The sequence below is a fragment of the Dorea sp. D27 genome (genome assembly GCF_001185345.1).
GTDB lineage: Bacteria > Bacillota > Clostridia > Lachnospirales > Lachnospiraceae > Extibacter.
Map to the genome: position 1 here is coordinate 583,788 of NZ_KQ236744.1, position 14,645 is coordinate 598,432.

A 14,645-nucleotide genomic window follows, 5' to 3' on the forward strand; every position below is an offset into this window, starting at 1 on the left:
ACGCCGCTTTTTTCATGCCCTTTGTTACGCAGTAGGGGCAGAAAAAGCCTTGCTACAAGCGGTTTTCCGGGCGCGTATCTGGCGCGGAAAGGGATTTATACCTTATCCCCCGAAACCGCGCTTCTACTGCGTAACAAATCCAAAGCAAAGGAGCTATGAACTATGGCAGTTTTCAGAGTGGAACGAAACAAGGGCTATACCGTAATGAGCAACCACCACCTACGCAACAAGGAGCTTTCCCTAAAGGCAAAGGGGCTGTTGTCGCAAATGCTGTCACTCCCCGAAGATTGGGACTACACCTTGAAAGGCTTATCCCTTATCAACCGGGAGAAGATAGACGCTATCCGCGAAGCCATTAAGGAACTTGAACGCGCCGGGTATATCGTCCGTTCAAGGGAGCGCGACGAGAAAGGACGCTTGCGGGGCGCGGACTATGTGATATTCGAGCAGCCGCAGCCGCCTACGCCGGATTTACCTACATTGGAAAATCCAACATTGGATAATCCAATGCAGGAAAAACCAACATTGGAAAAACCTACGTTGGAAAATCCAACGCAATTAAATAAAGATATACAAAGAACTGACTTACCAAAAAAAGAAAAATCAAATACAGATTTATCAAGTACCCATTCCATTCCTATCCTTTCCCCTAACCCCTCTCCTTGCAGAGAAGCGGCTGCGCCGCCGGAACGGAAAGGAACGGAAGCGGCAGCACAGAGCGCAGTTGATATATACCGGGAAATCATCAAGGACAATATCGACTACCACATTCTCAAACAGGACATGAAGTTTGACAGTGACAGGCTGGACGAGATTGTAGACCTCATGCTTGAAACCGTATGCACCGCCAGAAAGCGGGTACGGATTGCGGGGGACGACTACCCGGCAGAGCTTGTGAAGTCAAAGTTTATGAAACTAGACGGCGAGCATATCCGCTTTGTGCTTGACTGTATGCGGGAGAACACAACCAAAATCCGCAACATCAAGCAATATCTGAAAGCCGCCCTTTTCAACGCCCCGTCCACAATCGGCAACTACTACACTTCCCTTGTCGCCCATGACATGGCAAGCGGCGCACTGTCACCGAAAAAGCCGCAGTACGGCGACCCGGACTATTATTCATGCAATGAGGGCGAAAGCCTGTAACCACCCACAACCACAAAAGGAGGATTTTATTATGGCACAGAAAATGACAGGAGCATTGGTATTTGACGAGCGCACCGACCGTTACGACATCCGCTTTGACTTAAACAGCTACTACGGGGGCTTGCATTGCGGCGAGTGCTTTGACGTATTCGTGCGGGGCAAGTGGAAGCCGACCCGGATTGAGTACGGCGACAACTGGTATCTTGTGGGTATCAGAGCCGAGGACTTGAACGGGCTGCGGGTGCGTATCTGACCGCCGCCCCATAAAGAAACGCGAAAGGAGGACGCGACAAATTGCAGGACGAAGTAAACGAAAAGACCATAGCCCTTTACATCAAGACCGGGAAGCTGACCGCGCAGACGCTCCAAAAGGCAATGAAAGCCATACTGTCAAAGGGCAAAAAGCAGCTTGCAAAACCGCCACAGGGCAAGCAGAGCTTAAAGCAGCTTATGAAGCAGAACGCGGGCGTTTCCAACATTGAGATTACCGAGGGCAATATCAAAGCCTTTGAGAGTACGGCGAAAAAGTACGGTATCGACTTTGCGCTGAAAAAGGACGCGACGGAAAGCCCGCCCCGCTATCTGGTTTTCTTCAAGGGGCGGGACGCGGACGTACTGACCGCAGCCTTTAAGGAATTTTCCGCAAAAAAGCTGACACAGGAGAAAAAGCCCTCAATCCGAAAGCTGCTCTCTACCCTCAAAGAAGCTGCACAGGGCAGAAACGCGGAACGGGCAAAGGTCAAGAACAAGGACAGGGAGGTATCGCTATGAAGCCGGAAATCAAGAAGCTGCTTATCCTAAATCTCCCGTATCTGCTCTTTGTCTGGCTCTTTGATAAAGTGGGCGCGGCTGTCCGGCTCTCCCCCGGCGCGGACGCAAGCGCAAAGCTGCTACATCTTGGGGACGGTTTTACCGCCGCCTTTTCCAGTATCGCGCCGAGCTTCCACCCGGCAGACTTAGCTTTAGGCATTGCGGGGGCGGTCATTGTCCGGCTGATTATCTACACCAAAGGCAAGAACGCGAAGAAATACCGCCGCGGGACAGAATACGGTTCGGCGCGTTGGGGCGGGGCTGACGACATAAAGCCGTACACCGACCCGGTATTTGAGAACAATATCCCCTTAACGCAGACGGAACGGCTCACCATGAACAGCCGCCCGAAGCAGCCGAAATACGCAAGAAACAAAAATATCCTTGTAATCGGCGGTTCCGGCAGCGGCAAGACCCGGTTCTTTGTGAAACCGTCGCTCATGCAATGTACGTCAAAGGATTTTCCAACGTCGTATATCGTCACTGACCCGAAAGGAACACTGATTTTGGAAACCGGGAAAATGTTACAGCGGTACAAATACCGTATCAAAGTGCTAAATACGATTAACTTCAAAAAATCCATGAAATACAATCCCTTTGCCTATCTGCGGAGCGAAAAGGACATTTTGAAGTTAGTCAATACCATTATCGCCAACACCAAAGGCGACGGGGAAAAATCCGGCGAGGATTTCTGGGTGAAAGCGGAAAAGCTCTACTACACCGCGCTAATCGGCTACATCTGGTATGAAGCCCCGGAGGACGAGAAGAACTTCACGACGCTGCTTGAGATGATAAATGCGTCGGAAGCCCGCGAGGACGACGAGGATTTCCAGAACCCGGTTGACCTCATGTTTGAACGTCTGGAAGAAAAAGACCCGGAACATTTTGCAGTCAAGCAGTACAAAAAATACAAACTTGCGGCGGGAGATGTATGCTCTAAGTGACTTCTTAATCATGGTTTATGTCATGGTTAGTGAAGCAGTCACTTAGAGCATTTTCATTTCAGGAGGTACAGCCATGAGAAACGAGAAAATCACCCCACTGTACGAACGATTGAGCCGCGATGACGAGTTACAGGGTGAGAGCAATTCCATAAGTCATCAAAAGCAGATGTTAGAGGAGTTTGCCCGTCGGAATAACCTGCCCAATCCCCGGCATTTTACCGATGACGGTGTATCGGGAACCCGTTTTGATCGCCCCGGATTCCTGGCGATGATGGAGGAAGTTGAGGCGGGGCGTGTAGAGGCCATTGTCATCAAGGACATGAGCCGCCTGGGGCGTGACTATCTGAAGGTCGGTCAGGTCATGGAGATTTTACGGCAGCGCGGCGTCCGGCTGATCGCCATTAACGACGGTGTGGACAGCCTGAAAGGCGACGATGATTTTACCCCCTTCCGCAACATTATGAACGAGTTTTACGCCCGCGACACCAGCCGGAAAATCCGCTCCGTGTTCAAGTCCAAAGGTATGAGCGGCAAGCATCTGACCGGCACCGTCATTTATGGCTACCTGTGGGACGAAAAGCGGGAACACTGGCTTGTGGACGAAGAAGCCGCCGAGGTGGTACGCCGTATCTTTTCTCTGACGATGGAGGGCTACGGTCCCTATCAAATCTCCAAGCTGCTGTCCGAAGCAAAGGTTGAAATTCCCGCTGTCCATCTGGCACGCTTTGACGAAGGAGTAAACAGGACGAAGCCAGTCAAAGACCCCTACGGCTGGGGTTCGTCCACCATTGTGAGCATTTTGAAAAAGCGTGAGTATTTAGGTCATACGGTTAATTTCAAGACCCGCAAGCACTTCAAGGACAAGAAAAGCCACTATGTTGACGAAAGCGAATGGACAATTTTCGAGAATACCCATGAGGCCATCATCGACCAGGAAACCTTTGACAATGTGCAGCGCGTCCGGGGAAACGCCAGACGCTACCCGGACGGCTTTGGGGAGGCATATCCCCTGACTGGCCTAATGTACTGCGCCGACTGCGGCGGCAAGATGTATGTTCACCGCACCTATAACGGTAAGCGTGTTCCTCAGTACACTTGCGGCCAGTATGGCAAATACCCTATCGGCTCCCTTTGCCCCACACAGCACCGCATCAAGGCCGAAGCTGTTCTGACCCTGATTGCCGATATGCTCCGGACCATCGCGGAGTATTCCAGGAATGACCGGGCCGAGTTTATCCGCACTGTCCAGGAAACGCAGGCCGCCCAGCAGACCGCCGACATCTCTAAAAAGCGGAAACGGCTGGCTGCCGCCCAAAAGCGGGCCGGAGAACTGGAACGGCTGATTTGCAAAATCTATGAGGACAACGCCCTGGGCAAGCTGCCGGACGCCCGGTATGAGGCCCTGGACGCACAGTACGCCAAAGAGCAAGACGCCCTCAATGCGGAAATCACAGAGTTGGAAAAAGCCGTTACCGGCTATGAGCAGAGCCGGAAATCTGCGGAGAAGTTTATTGCCCTGATTGACAAGTATGAGAACTTCGACACGCTTACGAATATCATGCTCAACGAGTTTGTCGAGAAAATCCTTGTCCATGAGCGCGCCCGGAAAGGCAGTCAGGACACCACGCAGGAGGTTGAAATCTACTTCAACTTTGTGGGCCGGTATATCCCGCCCGCCTTGCAGCCTGTTCCCTTGACCCCGGAGGAACAGGAAGAACTGCGGAAGAAAGAGGAACGCAAGGACAGGCTTCACCAGAACTACTTACGCCGCAAAGCAAACGGCAAGCAGAAGGAATGGGAAGAACGCTACAACGCAAAGCGCAAAGCGCAACGGGAGGCGGCAAAGGCCGCAATCCGTGCTGAGGACATGGAAAAAGGCATTTTTATCCCCGTCAGTCAGTTACCTAGGCAGGAGCCCCGCAAGGCCACCGTATCGGCCAGCACCGCCGTTTAACAATTACAATGCAAAGGAGGACGAACATGAACGAGTTGACTTACACCCGCTGCGGGGATTACTACATCCCCGACCTGAAACTTTCCGAGCAGCCGGAGGCCCCCATCGGCAAGTATGGCCGTATGCGGCAACGCTACCTGAAGGAACACCGGCCAGGACTTTACAGCAGCCTGATCTTGAGCGAAATGCTATACCCGCACCTGTTGGAGATTGACCGGGCGGCGCGGGAGCGCATAGACGCCATGCTGCCCCGCATGATGGAGGCGGCGGGCGTTACCGAGGAACTGAAAGCCTGTGACCCTATGCGCTGGGTGGGGCTGATGAACACGCTGAAGGCGCAGGCGGAGGAAGTTATTTTTCAAGAGTTGATTTCCGCATGAGATTTTAGGCATAAGAAAGGCCGGGATTTTGCTGACAAGTGGCAAATCCCGGCTTTGTTCTTATCGGTTTTCCAAATTCTTTGACCGCCGGTATTCCAGCGGAGAAAAGCCAAACTGCTTTTTGAACACGGCGGCAAATTTCCCTTGATTAGAGTAGCCGACCTGTTCTGATATTTCGGCAATCGGACGCTTTGTGTCCGAAAGAAGTCTTGCGGCTTCGTTCATGCGGATTTCCCGCAGCCAGGTGGATATATTCTGTCCATATACGCCTCTAAAATAATTTTTCAGGCTGGTTTCACTGACCGAAAATCGTTCTGCAATCTGTCTTACAGGGATGTGCTGGCGAAGGTCATCAGAAAGGATTTGTGCCGCCCTTTTTGCAATTTCAACCTGTGTTTCCGTGTAGAAGCCGCAAGTTTTCGGAGGCCGGATTTCCATGTTAAGAAGCCGGTGGAGAAGTTCAAGAGTATAGATTTGCAAATGGAAGGCCGAGGGTCTTTCGGATAGCCGCCAGAGTTTTTGAAATATATTTTCCAGCTCGCTGTCCGCTTCGTTGATATATGTTTTATGGTTGCCACAATAACTTTTTTCCAGCGTAGGGAGGTCAAGTGAAAAAGATTTCAAAAGTTCACCGCAGGACTGTAAAAGAAGTGACAGGTCAAAATATATTTTTATCCCCTGATATTGCTTCGTAGGAAAGATATATTCTTTCTGTGCGGTCTGTTCACTGACACAAAAATCATTTTCCTTCAGGTAAATGTAAGAGCCGTCATCCAGAAGCAATTCACTTCTGCCTGAAACGCAATAGTTAATCAGCAAAGGCTTTAGATTTGAATTTTCATCCGACTCCGGCCATACGGGAGCATTTACAAAAATAAAAGCCAAAGTCAGCCCCGGAAAGAGCGTATGGAATGTCATGCGTCCCTTGCCATCTGCCCGATCCAAAAGCAATGTGCTGCTATTTGGACTGTTTTTCAAAGTCACATCAGAAACAGTATCGCTGTTTTCTAAAATGCTGTATATCATATCACGCAACTGCTTCGCCCCTTTCATCACACAAAATCGTTAATATTATTATACCCGCGAGAAAATTCACGGTCAATGGATATGCTGGCAAAACGAAAAAACTCCTTGCTATACGGGCCTAAAATACTGATATGTGCATAGAAGCATAATTGAATATGTGCTACCATTAGAATTGGTTAGCGAGATCTAACCGAGAAAGCAATCATGTTAGGAGGTTTCGCAATGAACAACAAATTGCAAGGAAAGGATCTCATCAATATCGGTATTTTCACGGCGATTTATTTTATCGTCATTTTCGCTGCGGCGTCCATCGGTTTTATCCCGATTTTCATTCCGCTTATCAGCGTGATCGTGCCGCTTGTGGGCGGTATTCCGATGATGTTGTTCTTCTCCAAAATCAAAAAATTCGGTATGCTTACCATCTGCGGGGTGCTGCTCGGTATCATTATGTTGCTGACCGGCATGGGCTGGTGGTGCATCCCTACCGGGCTGATTTTCGGGCTGATTTCCGATTTTATGATGAAAGCCTGTGACTACAAGAACGCCAAGCGTGAAGTGCTGATCCACGGCGTTTTTTCCATGTGGGTAATCGGGGCGTTTATTCCCATCGTTGTGACGCGTGACGCTTACTACCAGAGCCTGCTCCCCGGCTACGGTCAGGAATATGCCGACACGCTCATGGCTTATATGCCAGACTGGATTTTGCCGGCACTGCTTATTGCTGCTTTCGTCAGTGGTCTTGTCGGCGGCCTGATCGGACAGAAGATTTTCAAAAAGCACTTTGAGCGGGCGGGAATTGTGTAATGAGCCGCGAACTTCTTGCAAGTCAAAAAAACAATAGCGGAATTTTATTAGACCCCCGGACAAAACTGGCGGTACTGATTACCATAGCTGTCTTTATTTTAGGCGGTTCGTATGAAGGTATCATGCAGTATTACATCATCGTGTTGGCGGCGATCCCGCTGTTACTTTTGTCAGCGGCCAGAAAATGGAAAGGCGCTGTTCTCTATATCCTGATTTTTGGAGGCAGTCTGTGCCTGGAAATGTTCGGCATGTCCCGACTGACCGGCGTAGCAAACTACATCGCAGTAGCCGTCGTTGGTATTCTTCTGCGGTTCACCCCCAGCGTGGTCATGGGATATTTCGTGGTAACTACAACCACGGTCAGCGAATTTGTTGCAGCGATGGAACGACTCCACCTGCCGCAGCAGATTACCATTCCCATGTCCGTGATGTTCCGTTTCTTTCCCACGGTTGCGGAAGAATGGAGCGCCATTGGGGACGCCATGCGGATGCGTGGCGTCCGCTTTGGCGGTGGTAAAGCTGGTACGATTTTAGAGTATCGGATTGTTCCCATGATGATCTGCTCCGTCAAAATCGGGGAGGAACTGTCCCAGGCAGCCCTTACGCGGGGATTGGGAGGCCCGGTAAAACGGACGAATATCTGTAAGCTGGGTTTTCATGTGCAGGATGTTATTTTCCTGCTGATCTGTCTGGGAGCATTTGCAGCGCAAATCTATGTGCTTGCCGCAAGGGGGTGAAGGAAATGATTGAATGTCAAGATGTGTCCTTTTCTTATCCTGCCAGTACCCTTCCCGACAGTGAGAGGCAGGCCGGTGGCGCTTTGAAACATATTTCCTGCACCATTGAGGACGGTTCTTTTGTCCTGCTCTGCGGGACTTCCGGCTGTGGGAAAACAACCATGACCCGGTTGTTTAACGGCTTGATCCCCCATTATCATGAGGGGACTTATACCGGCTCCGTCTATCTGGATGGAAAGGATACCCGTGACCTGTCACTGTTTGATATTTCTCTGAAAGTCGGTTCTGTATTTCAAAATCCGCGTTCTCAGTTTTTCAATGTGGACACGACCAGCGAACTGGCTTTCGGCCCAGAGAATCACGGCATAGCGGAAGATCTTGTGCGTGACCGTGTAAAGCGTGTAGCTGCACAGCTAAAGTTGGAGCCGCTGCTTGATAGAAGTATTTTTTCTTTGTCCGGCGGTGAAAAGCAAAAAATCGCCTGCGGATCGGCAGCGGCGATTGACCCGGATATTTATGTGCTTGATGAGCCATCATCCAACCTTGACGCATACGCTATCGCTGATTTTCGACAGCTACTCTTTACTTTGAAATCGCAGGGAAAGACCATCATCATCTCTGAACATCGGCTGTATTATCTGTCCGGCCTCTTTGACCGTGTCCTGTACCTAAAAGATGGAGAAATCGAAGGTGATTATACAGCAGAGGAATTTTGCGGCCTGTCGGCAAGACAGCGCGATGATATGGGATTGCGCCCTCTTGATCTTGCGGGGCTTTCAGAAGTTGTAGGCACGCCGCAGAGAATGAATGAGGCGGTTTGGACGATAAAGAATGTGTCCTTCGCCTATAAGCATGAGCCGGAAACCTTGCATATAACGGAAACCTCTTTCCCATCCGGCAGCGCCACGGCCATCATCGGACATAATGGTGCGGGAAAATCCACCTTTGCCCGGTGCCTCTGCGGGTTGGAAAAGCACTTCAAAGGAACGGTGCAGGATCAGAGCAAGAACTATTCCAGAAAAGAACGATTGAAACTCTGTTATATGGTCATGCAGGATGTAAACCACCAGCTCTTTACCGAAAGTGTTCTGGATGAAATTCTGCTCAGTATGAGAACTGAGGATAAGCAGAGGGCAAGAGAAATCTTGCAGGAGATGGACCTGCTGCCTTATGAGGACTGCCACCCGATGGGACTGTCCGGCGGCCAAAAGCAGCGCGTGGCGGTTGCCTCTGCGATTGCTTCGGAGCGCCCTTTGATTTTATTCGATGAACCGACCAGCGGCCTTGACCTGTTTCACATGAGGCAGGTTGCCAATGTTGTTAATCAGGTGGCGAATACTGGAAGAACTGCGCTTGTGGTAACGCATGACCCGGAATTTATTCTACGCTGCTGCAATTATGTCCTTCACTTAGAAAACGGGCAAATTCATGAAAGTTATTCCATAGAGGACAGCGATGGCCGAAAACGCCTACTAAAGTTTTTTCTGAGTGATATGAAGAAGGAGGTGTCCACAGAATGAAGGAGGAAAAGAAAGAGTCGCCCATAGGCGTCTTATGGGGATGGGGCAAGCCCTATCATGGAAAATTCATCGGCAGTGTTATCCTTGCGGTATTAGGCGTGGCCTGCCAGATGGTGCCCTATTTCTGCGTGGCGAATATTGTCACAATGATGTTGTCTGGGGAACAGAATTTTTCCCGCTATGTGACCGCTGGTATTATTGCATTGTGCGGCTACTTTGGGAAAGTGCTGTTTTCCAGTCTTTCTACAACGATTTCCCACACGGCGACCTATTACACGCTGCGCGATCTGCGAGAGAATATCACCGCAAAGCTGGCCCGCGTCCCGATGGGGACGATTTTAGATACTCCGTCCGGCCAGTACAAAACGACGATTGTTGACCGGGTTGAAGGCATGGAATCGACCTTCGCACACCTGCTCCCGGAAATGACCGCAAATGTGCTGGTGCCTTTGGTGATTGTCGTATATCTGTTCGTTATGGACTGGCGCATGGCGCTCCTGTCCCTTGTTACGCTGGTGGTGGGCCTTGCTGTCATGTCCGCCGGTATGAAGAATTATCCCGTCAAATGGGAGGGCGCGGTTAAAGCGGGAAAGCAGATGGCAAACGCCATTGTAGAATACATCGGCGGGATTGAGGTGGTAAAAGCGTTCAGCCAGTCCGCCGGTTCCTACAAAAAATATTCTGACGCGGTGAATTATAACGCCAACTATTATGTGGACTGGATGCGTGAAAACCAGAAAACCATGAGCGCCTACAACGCCATCCTGCCCTCAGTGCTAATCTGCGTGCTGCCCTGCGGCTTCGCGTTCTGGCTCTCCGGCAGTCTGGAGCTTTCCACCTTCCTGTCCATTGTGATTTTCTCGCTGGGGCTGATCGGGCCGATTATTGCGGCCTTTACCTTTACGGACGATTTGGCTGTACTGGGGACAAATGTGGAAGAAATCAGCCAGCTTCTGAACGCCGAAGAACTGAACCATAAAGAAACGCCGATCAAGCTGGAAGATACCGGCATTTCTCTCAGGTCTGTGTCGTTTTCCTATGACGGGACAACAGAGGTTTTGCATGATGTGAATCTCGCCATCCACCCCGGAACCATGACCGCCCTTGTAGGGCCATCCGGCTCCGGCAAGTCTACGGTGGCGAAGCTGATTGCCGGGTATTGGGATGTTACATCCGGCAGCATTACCCTCGGCGGCCATGAGCTGAAGGATATGCCGCTGTCTGAAATTGCAGACCAGATTTCCTATGTATCTCAGGATAACTACCTGTTTAACCGCAGTATCCGGGAGAATATCCGCATGGGAAGACCCAGTGCCACGGACGCAGAGGTGGAGCAGGCAGCCAAACAAAGCGGCTGCGACGCCTTTATCCGCAAGCTGGATAATGGCTATGATACGGTTGTCGGCAGCGCCGGTTCCCATCTTTCCGGCGGTGAACGCCAGCGGATTGCCATCGCCCGCGCCATGCTGAAAAATGCGCCGGTTGTCATTTTGGACGAGGCAACTGCCTATATCGACCCAGAGAATGAGGCGCTGGTGCAGAAAGCCATTTCCACTTTAACTGTCGGCAAGACCCTGATTGTGATCGCACACCGGCTGTCTACCATTGTTGGCGCAGATAACATCGTTGTGGTGAAGGATGGAACCATCCACGCACAGGGTACGCATGAGAAGCTGCTGGAAACCTGCCCCCTCTACCGGGATATGTGGCAGGCGCACATCGGCGCGAAAGACCAGATGTAAGGGGGTGTTGTCAGATGTATGGAACATTGAAAAAAATCTTTGCTTTTGCAGGCAGCAAAAAGGAGCTTCTAAAAAAATCCCTGTTATTCTCATTCCTGTCCGGGCTGTTTTCAGCCATGCAGTTTGCCGCCCTCTTTGTGGTAATTGGTGCACTGGTATCTGACAACCGGGACGGAAAGTTTATCTGGCTTTCGCTGGGGATTATGGCCGTTTCCCTCATTGGGCGTATCATCACGACCTATTTTTCCACGATGGAGCAGACGGAAACCGGCTATTGCATGGTGGCGGAAAAGCGTATCCACATCGGAGATCGGCTGCGCTACATCCCGATGGGCTACTTCAACAAGAATAGTATCGGGAATATTACCGCCATTGTCACAACAACTTTGGGTGATGTAGAGAACTCAGCAGCCCGTGTCCTGGTGTCAGTGCTGGGCGGTTTTTTCAACTCGGTTGCCCTCGTCATCGTCCTGTTGGTATTTGACTGGCGGATCGGTCTTGTGGCCGCTGCCGGTGTCCTGATTTACCTTGCGGCGGCGGAACTGGCGCTTCGCAAATCTGCCGCGCTTAGCGGGGTACGCCAGCACACACAGGAGTCCCTTGTGGAGTCTGTGTTGGAGTACATTCAGGGGATGGGGATTGTCAAAGCATTTGGACTGGAACGGGACAGCACGCAGTCTATCGGCAGTGCAATTAAGGCGAGCTGCCGAGATAACCTGAAATTGACAAAGGCCAGCGTTCCCTATGACGCTATCAAACAGGCTGTTGTCCGGGTGTTCAGCGTCCTGTTGCTTTTGGCCTCGGTCTGGTTCTGGCTGGACGGCTCCCTGCCGCTGGCCTACGGTCTGATTTTGGTGATTGCTTCTTTCATGGTGTTCAACGATTTGGAGAACGCCGGGAATATGGCCTCTTTGCTGCAAATGCTGGCGGCCTCGATGGATACGGCAAACTCCATTGATGACACGCCGGTAATGGACGAGAAAGGCGCTGATATTACGCCGAAGTCCAGCGAGATCGTGTTTAACAAGGTGGATTTTTCCTACGCAGACCGTAAGATATTAGATCAGGTCAGCTTTACCATTCCCGAAAAAACGACTACGGCCATTGTCGGCCCTTCCGGGGCAGGAAAGACAACGATGTGCAACCTGATTGCCCGTTTTTGGGATGTGAATGCCGGGAAGATTACCATAGGCGGTACGGATGTACGGGATTTTAAGCTGGACAGCCTGATGAAGAATATCTCGATGGTGTTCCAGAGCGTATACCTCTTTGCAGATACGATTGAGAACAATATCAAGTTTGGCTGCCCGGACGCCACCCATGAGCAGGTGGTTGAGGCGGCGAAGAAGGCTTGCTGCCATGACTTTATTTCTGCCCTGCCGGATGGCTATGACACTGTGATTGGCGAGGGAGGCGGTACTTTGTCCGGCGGCGAGAAACAGCGGATTTCCATCGCCCGCGCCATGCTGAAGGACGCACCTATCATCATTTTGGACGAGGCAACAAGCAGCGTTGACCCGGAGAATGAGGATGAATTGCAGCGGGCTATCGAGGCATTGACCCATGACAAGACCATCATCATGATTGCCCACCGTCTGAAAACCGTCCGCAACGCCGATCAGATCCTTGTACTGGACAACGCTCATATCGTCCAGCGCGGCACTCATGCGGAGCTGATCCAGCAAAAGGGCCTGTATGCCGATTTTGTATCGGCCAGACAGGAGGCCATCGGCTGGAAGCTGGCTCAGTAAAGGAGGTTCAGATGAAACTTCATGCGTCCGGGGAGGACTACCTGGAAACCATCCTTGTTCTCCAAAAGAAACTCGGTATGGTACGCTCCGTAGATGTGGTCCGGCACATGGAGGTGTCAAAGCCCAGCGTGTGCCATGCAGTGGCTACCTTGCGGGACGGCGGCTTTCTTATGATGGACGAAGATCACTTTCTCCATCTGACCGATGTGGGCCGCGAGGTAGCCGAAAAAATCTACGAGCGTCACTGCTTCTTTACCGAGCAGCTTATCACCGCAGGCGTTGACCCCAAAACTGCGGAGGCCGATGCCTGTCGTATTGAACACATCATCAGCGATGAGAGTTTTGACCGGCTGAAAGAAGCAGTCGAACAAGAGCAAGACTAAAACCGAATAAGCCAAGCGATCCTGCCCCGCAAGACGGGGAAAGAAAAAAACCGTTGCAGGGCAGGCAGCTTTGTGCGCCCAAAATGGATTTTCCGGGTACTGCGGCGGTTTTGAGTACATCAAGGCCGCCGTTCCTTATGCCCTCGACAAAGGAGTGACGACTACACGCTGACACGGCGGCTTTAGGAGGGAGCCGCCATGAAGCACATTGACCGCCGACAAATTCAGACGATATTTCACTACCGTCAAAAAAAGCCCAGTCAACGAACAGGCCCCGTCTGGCAGCCGGTGCGAAAATTGTCATTCTGTAAGTGAATATTGGAGTTTTTGCGCTCGAATAGCTTTCTGCTGTCCGGGCGTTTTTTCATACCTGTGGGGCCGTAACATCGGGTCAGCATGGCCCGAACCTTGGCCCCAGTGCCGTTCTCCGCCGCCCCATTCAGATTTACCAAAAAAATCTGAATGGAGGAAAGGCAGATGGAAGTTACCATCAATTATAACGGACAAGCTGTGGCCGTGGAGGTTACGCTGGAAGTCTATGAATTTCTTGACCGGGCCGATCATAAAACGGAGAACCTGTTCCATGAACAGCGGCGGCATTGGGATGGCCGGGAGTTCGACGAGTACATCATTACCACCGAGGGTGTAGGGGTCTACGGCGAAACGCCGGAGGAATACCTTTGCCGCATGGAAACGCTGCATGAGCTGATGGCTGTTCTGGACACCTGTACCGAGGCCCAGCGGCGCCGGTTCCTGCTCTATGCGCTTGACGGGCTGAGCCTTGCAGAGATCGGTGTGCTGTGCGGCTGCTCCAAAGTGGCTGTTTATCAAAGTGTGGAGGCAGTCAGAAAAAAATTTATAAATTTCTTTGAAAACAGGCTTAACGAATGACCTGTTTTCTGGCTACCAAGTGAAAGGGATCATTTCCCTTATCTCAGCGAGGGGCGGACAGCGGACGAGCTGCCCGCCTCTCCGATTTTCAGGAGGTAAGCCTATGAAAACAATCAATCTGCGGTGGATGTATCCCCACTACCGGCATGACGAGTTTGTGGATGTTACGGACGAGGTATGGGCAGCGATGTATCAGGCCAAGCGGGAGATGGAGAACTATGAGCGTCGGAAAGTCTACCACCGCGCCTACTACTCTCTGGACGCATACAGCTGGCTGGAAAATTACGCACTGGAACACAGCAGATCGCCGGAAGATATTTTGCTGGAACGAGAAGAAATGACCACCCGCCTATACCTGATTGCAGCTCTGCCGGTGGCTCTGGCTCATGCCACTCCGACACAGGCCCGCCGTGTTCACGCCTACTACATTGTTGGTATCAAGCAGCCGGAAATCTCTCGGATAGAGGGCGTCCACAGCAGCAAGGTTAGCGTTGCCATCCGCCGGGGTCTGCGGAATATGCGCCGCTGCTATGATGACCTTTTTCAAACAGAGTGAG

The 14,645-nt window shown here is 51.4% G+C and carries 14 protein-coding genes and 1 pseudogene; 14 read left to right on the forward strand and 1 reads right to left on the reverse strand.

Annotation, left to right across the window (positions count from 1 at the left end; translation table 11 throughout):
* Window positions 1–162 precede the first annotated feature (162 nt).
* The 6 genes and pseudogenes from HMPREF0980_RS09220 (at window position 163) to HMPREF0980_RS09245 (ending at window position 5,234) form a co-directional block, all read left to right on the forward strand.
* A complete protein-coding gene (locus HMPREF0980_RS09220; RefSeq protein ID WP_007037034.1) occupies window positions 163–1,146 on the forward strand; it encodes a DUF6017 domain-containing protein in 984 nt (327 codons plus the stop codon).
* 31 nt (window positions 1,147–1,177) lie between these two features.
* Complete coding sequence (locus HMPREF0980_RS09225) at window positions 1,178–1,399, forward strand: DUF5348 domain-containing protein (RefSeq protein WP_002569164.1); 222 nt, start codon at window positions 1,178–1,180, stop codon at window positions 1,397–1,399.
* A gap of 41 nt (window positions 1,400–1,440) precedes the next feature.
* Window positions 1,441–1,917: a PcfB family protein gene (locus HMPREF0980_RS09230; protein WP_007037035.1), complete on the forward strand. Its 477-nt coding sequence runs from the start codon at window positions 1,441–1,443 to the stop codon at window positions 1,915–1,917.
* A pseudogene (locus HMPREF0980_RS09235) lies at window positions 1,914–2,882 on the forward strand (type IV secretory system conjugative DNA transfer family protein); the annotation flags it as partial. The gene HMPREF0980_RS09230 and the pseudogene HMPREF0980_RS09235, both read left to right, overlap by 4 nt.
* Window positions 2,883–2,973: 91 nt before the next feature.
* Window positions 2,974–4,854, forward strand: a complete 1,881-nt coding sequence (locus HMPREF0980_RS09240) for a recombinase family protein (protein WP_008791589.1) — start codon at window positions 2,974–2,976, stop codon at window positions 4,852–4,854.
* Window positions 4,855–4,880: 26 nt separating this feature from the next.
* The gene (locus tag HMPREF0980_RS09245; RefSeq protein WP_008978045.1) at window positions 4,881–5,234 is read left to right on the forward strand and encodes a TnpV protein; all 354 of its coding nucleotides are present in this window, start codon (window positions 4,881–4,883) and stop codon (window positions 5,232–5,234) included.
* A gap of 60 nt (window positions 5,235–5,294) precedes the next feature.
* On the opposite strand, the gene HMPREF0980_RS09250 is transcribed toward HMPREF0980_RS09245, so the two are convergent.
* Complete coding sequence (locus HMPREF0980_RS09250) at window positions 5,295–6,287, reverse strand: helix-turn-helix domain-containing protein (protein ID WP_330375887.1); 993 nt, start codon at window positions 6,285–6,287, stop codon at window positions 5,295–5,297.
* 195 nt (window positions 6,288–6,482) lie between these two features.
* On the opposite strand from HMPREF0980_RS09250, the gene HMPREF0980_RS09255 reads away from it, so the two are divergent.
* The 8 genes from HMPREF0980_RS09255 (at window position 6,483) to HMPREF0980_RS09290 (ending at window position 14,644) form a co-directional block, all read left to right on the forward strand.
* Window positions 6,483–7,064, forward strand: a complete 582-nt coding sequence (locus tag HMPREF0980_RS09255) for an MptD family putative ECF transporter S component (protein ID WP_008791591.1) — start codon at window positions 6,483–6,485, stop codon at window positions 7,062–7,064.
* Entirely contained in the window at window positions 7,064–7,801 is a 738-nt protein-coding gene (locus HMPREF0980_RS09260; RefSeq protein WP_008791592.1) for an energy-coupling factor transporter transmembrane component T, read from the forward strand. The genes HMPREF0980_RS09255 and HMPREF0980_RS09260 overlap by 1 nt, the downstream gene beginning before the upstream one ends.
* Window positions 7,802–7,806: 5 nt before the next feature.
* A complete protein-coding gene (locus HMPREF0980_RS09265) occupies window positions 7,807–9,321 on the forward strand; it encodes an ABC transporter ATP-binding protein (RefSeq protein WP_008791593.1) in 1,515 nt (504 codons plus the stop codon).
* The gene (locus tag HMPREF0980_RS09270; protein WP_008791594.1) at window positions 9,318–11,063 is read left to right on the forward strand and encodes an ABC transporter ATP-binding protein; all 1,746 of its coding nucleotides are present in this window, start codon (window positions 9,318–9,320) and stop codon (window positions 11,061–11,063) included. Before HMPREF0980_RS09265 ends, HMPREF0980_RS09270 begins: the two co-directional genes overlap by 4 nt.
* A gap of 14 nt (window positions 11,064–11,077) precedes the next feature.
* Window positions 11,078–12,814, forward strand: coding sequence for an ABC transporter ATP-binding protein (locus tag HMPREF0980_RS09275; RefSeq protein WP_008791595.1), 1,737 nt, complete (start codon window positions 11,078–11,080; stop codon window positions 12,812–12,814).
* Window positions 12,815–12,825: 11 nt separating this feature from the next.
* Window positions 12,826–13,197 (forward strand): metal-dependent transcriptional regulator, encoded by a 372-nt coding sequence (locus HMPREF0980_RS09280; protein ID WP_008791596.1) that lies wholly within the window; start codon window positions 12,826–12,828, stop codon window positions 13,195–13,197.
* Window positions 13,198–13,674: 477 nt separating this feature from the next.
* Complete coding sequence (locus HMPREF0980_RS09285) at window positions 13,675–14,088, forward strand: RNA polymerase sigma factor (RefSeq protein WP_007860240.1); 414 nt, start codon at window positions 13,675–13,677, stop codon at window positions 14,086–14,088.
* Window positions 14,089–14,191: 103 nt separating this feature from the next.
* Window positions 14,192–14,644, forward strand: a complete 453-nt coding sequence (locus HMPREF0980_RS09290; protein ID WP_008978042.1) for a hypothetical protein — start codon at window positions 14,192–14,194, stop codon at window positions 14,642–14,644.
* The last annotated feature ends 1 nt before the right edge of the window (window position 14,645 follow it).

Excerpts from the sequence above, each read along its gene's own strand:
- HMPREF0980_RS09220 (WP_007037034.1), top strand. The coding sequence starts at position 163 with ATGGCAGTTTTCAGAGTGGAACGAAACAAGGGCTATACCGTAATGAGC.
- HMPREF0980_RS09225 (WP_002569164.1), top strand. The coding sequence starts at position 1,178 with ATGGCACAGAAAATGACAGGAGCATTGGTATTTGACGAGCGCACCGAC.
- HMPREF0980_RS09240 (WP_008791589.1), top strand. The coding sequence starts at position 2,974 with ATGAGAAACGAGAAAATCACCCCACTGTACGAACGATTGAGCCGCGAT.
- HMPREF0980_RS09245 (WP_008978045.1), top strand. The coding sequence starts at position 4,881 with ATGAACGAGTTGACTTACACCCGCTGCGGGGATTACTACATCCCCGAC.
- HMPREF0980_RS09250 (WP_330375887.1), bottom strand. The coding sequence starts at position 6,287 with ATGAAAGGGGCGAAGCAGTTGCGTGATATGATATACAGCATTTTAGAA.
- HMPREF0980_RS09255 (WP_008791591.1), top strand. The coding sequence starts at position 6,483 with ATGAACAACAAATTGCAAGGAAAGGATCTCATCAATATCGGTATTTTC.
- HMPREF0980_RS09260 (WP_008791592.1), top strand. The coding sequence starts at position 7,064 with ATGAGCCGCGAACTTCTTGCAAGTCAAAAAAACAATAGCGGAATTTTA.
- HMPREF0980_RS09265 (WP_008791593.1), top strand. The coding sequence starts at position 7,807 with ATGATTGAATGTCAAGATGTGTCCTTTTCTTATCCTGCCAGTACCCTT.
- HMPREF0980_RS09270 (WP_008791594.1), top strand. The coding sequence starts at position 9,318 with ATGAAGGAGGAAAAGAAAGAGTCGCCCATAGGCGTCTTATGGGGATGG.
- HMPREF0980_RS09275 (WP_008791595.1), top strand. The coding sequence starts at position 11,078 with ATGTATGGAACATTGAAAAAAATCTTTGCTTTTGCAGGCAGCAAAAAG.
- HMPREF0980_RS09280 (WP_008791596.1), top strand. The coding sequence starts at position 12,826 with ATGAAACTTCATGCGTCCGGGGAGGACTACCTGGAAACCATCCTTGTT.
- HMPREF0980_RS09285 (WP_007860240.1), top strand. The coding sequence starts at position 13,675 with ATGGAAGTTACCATCAATTATAACGGACAAGCTGTGGCCGTGGAGGTT.
- HMPREF0980_RS09290 (WP_008978042.1), top strand. The coding sequence starts at position 14,192 with ATGAAAACAATCAATCTGCGGTGGATGTATCCCCACTACCGGCATGAC.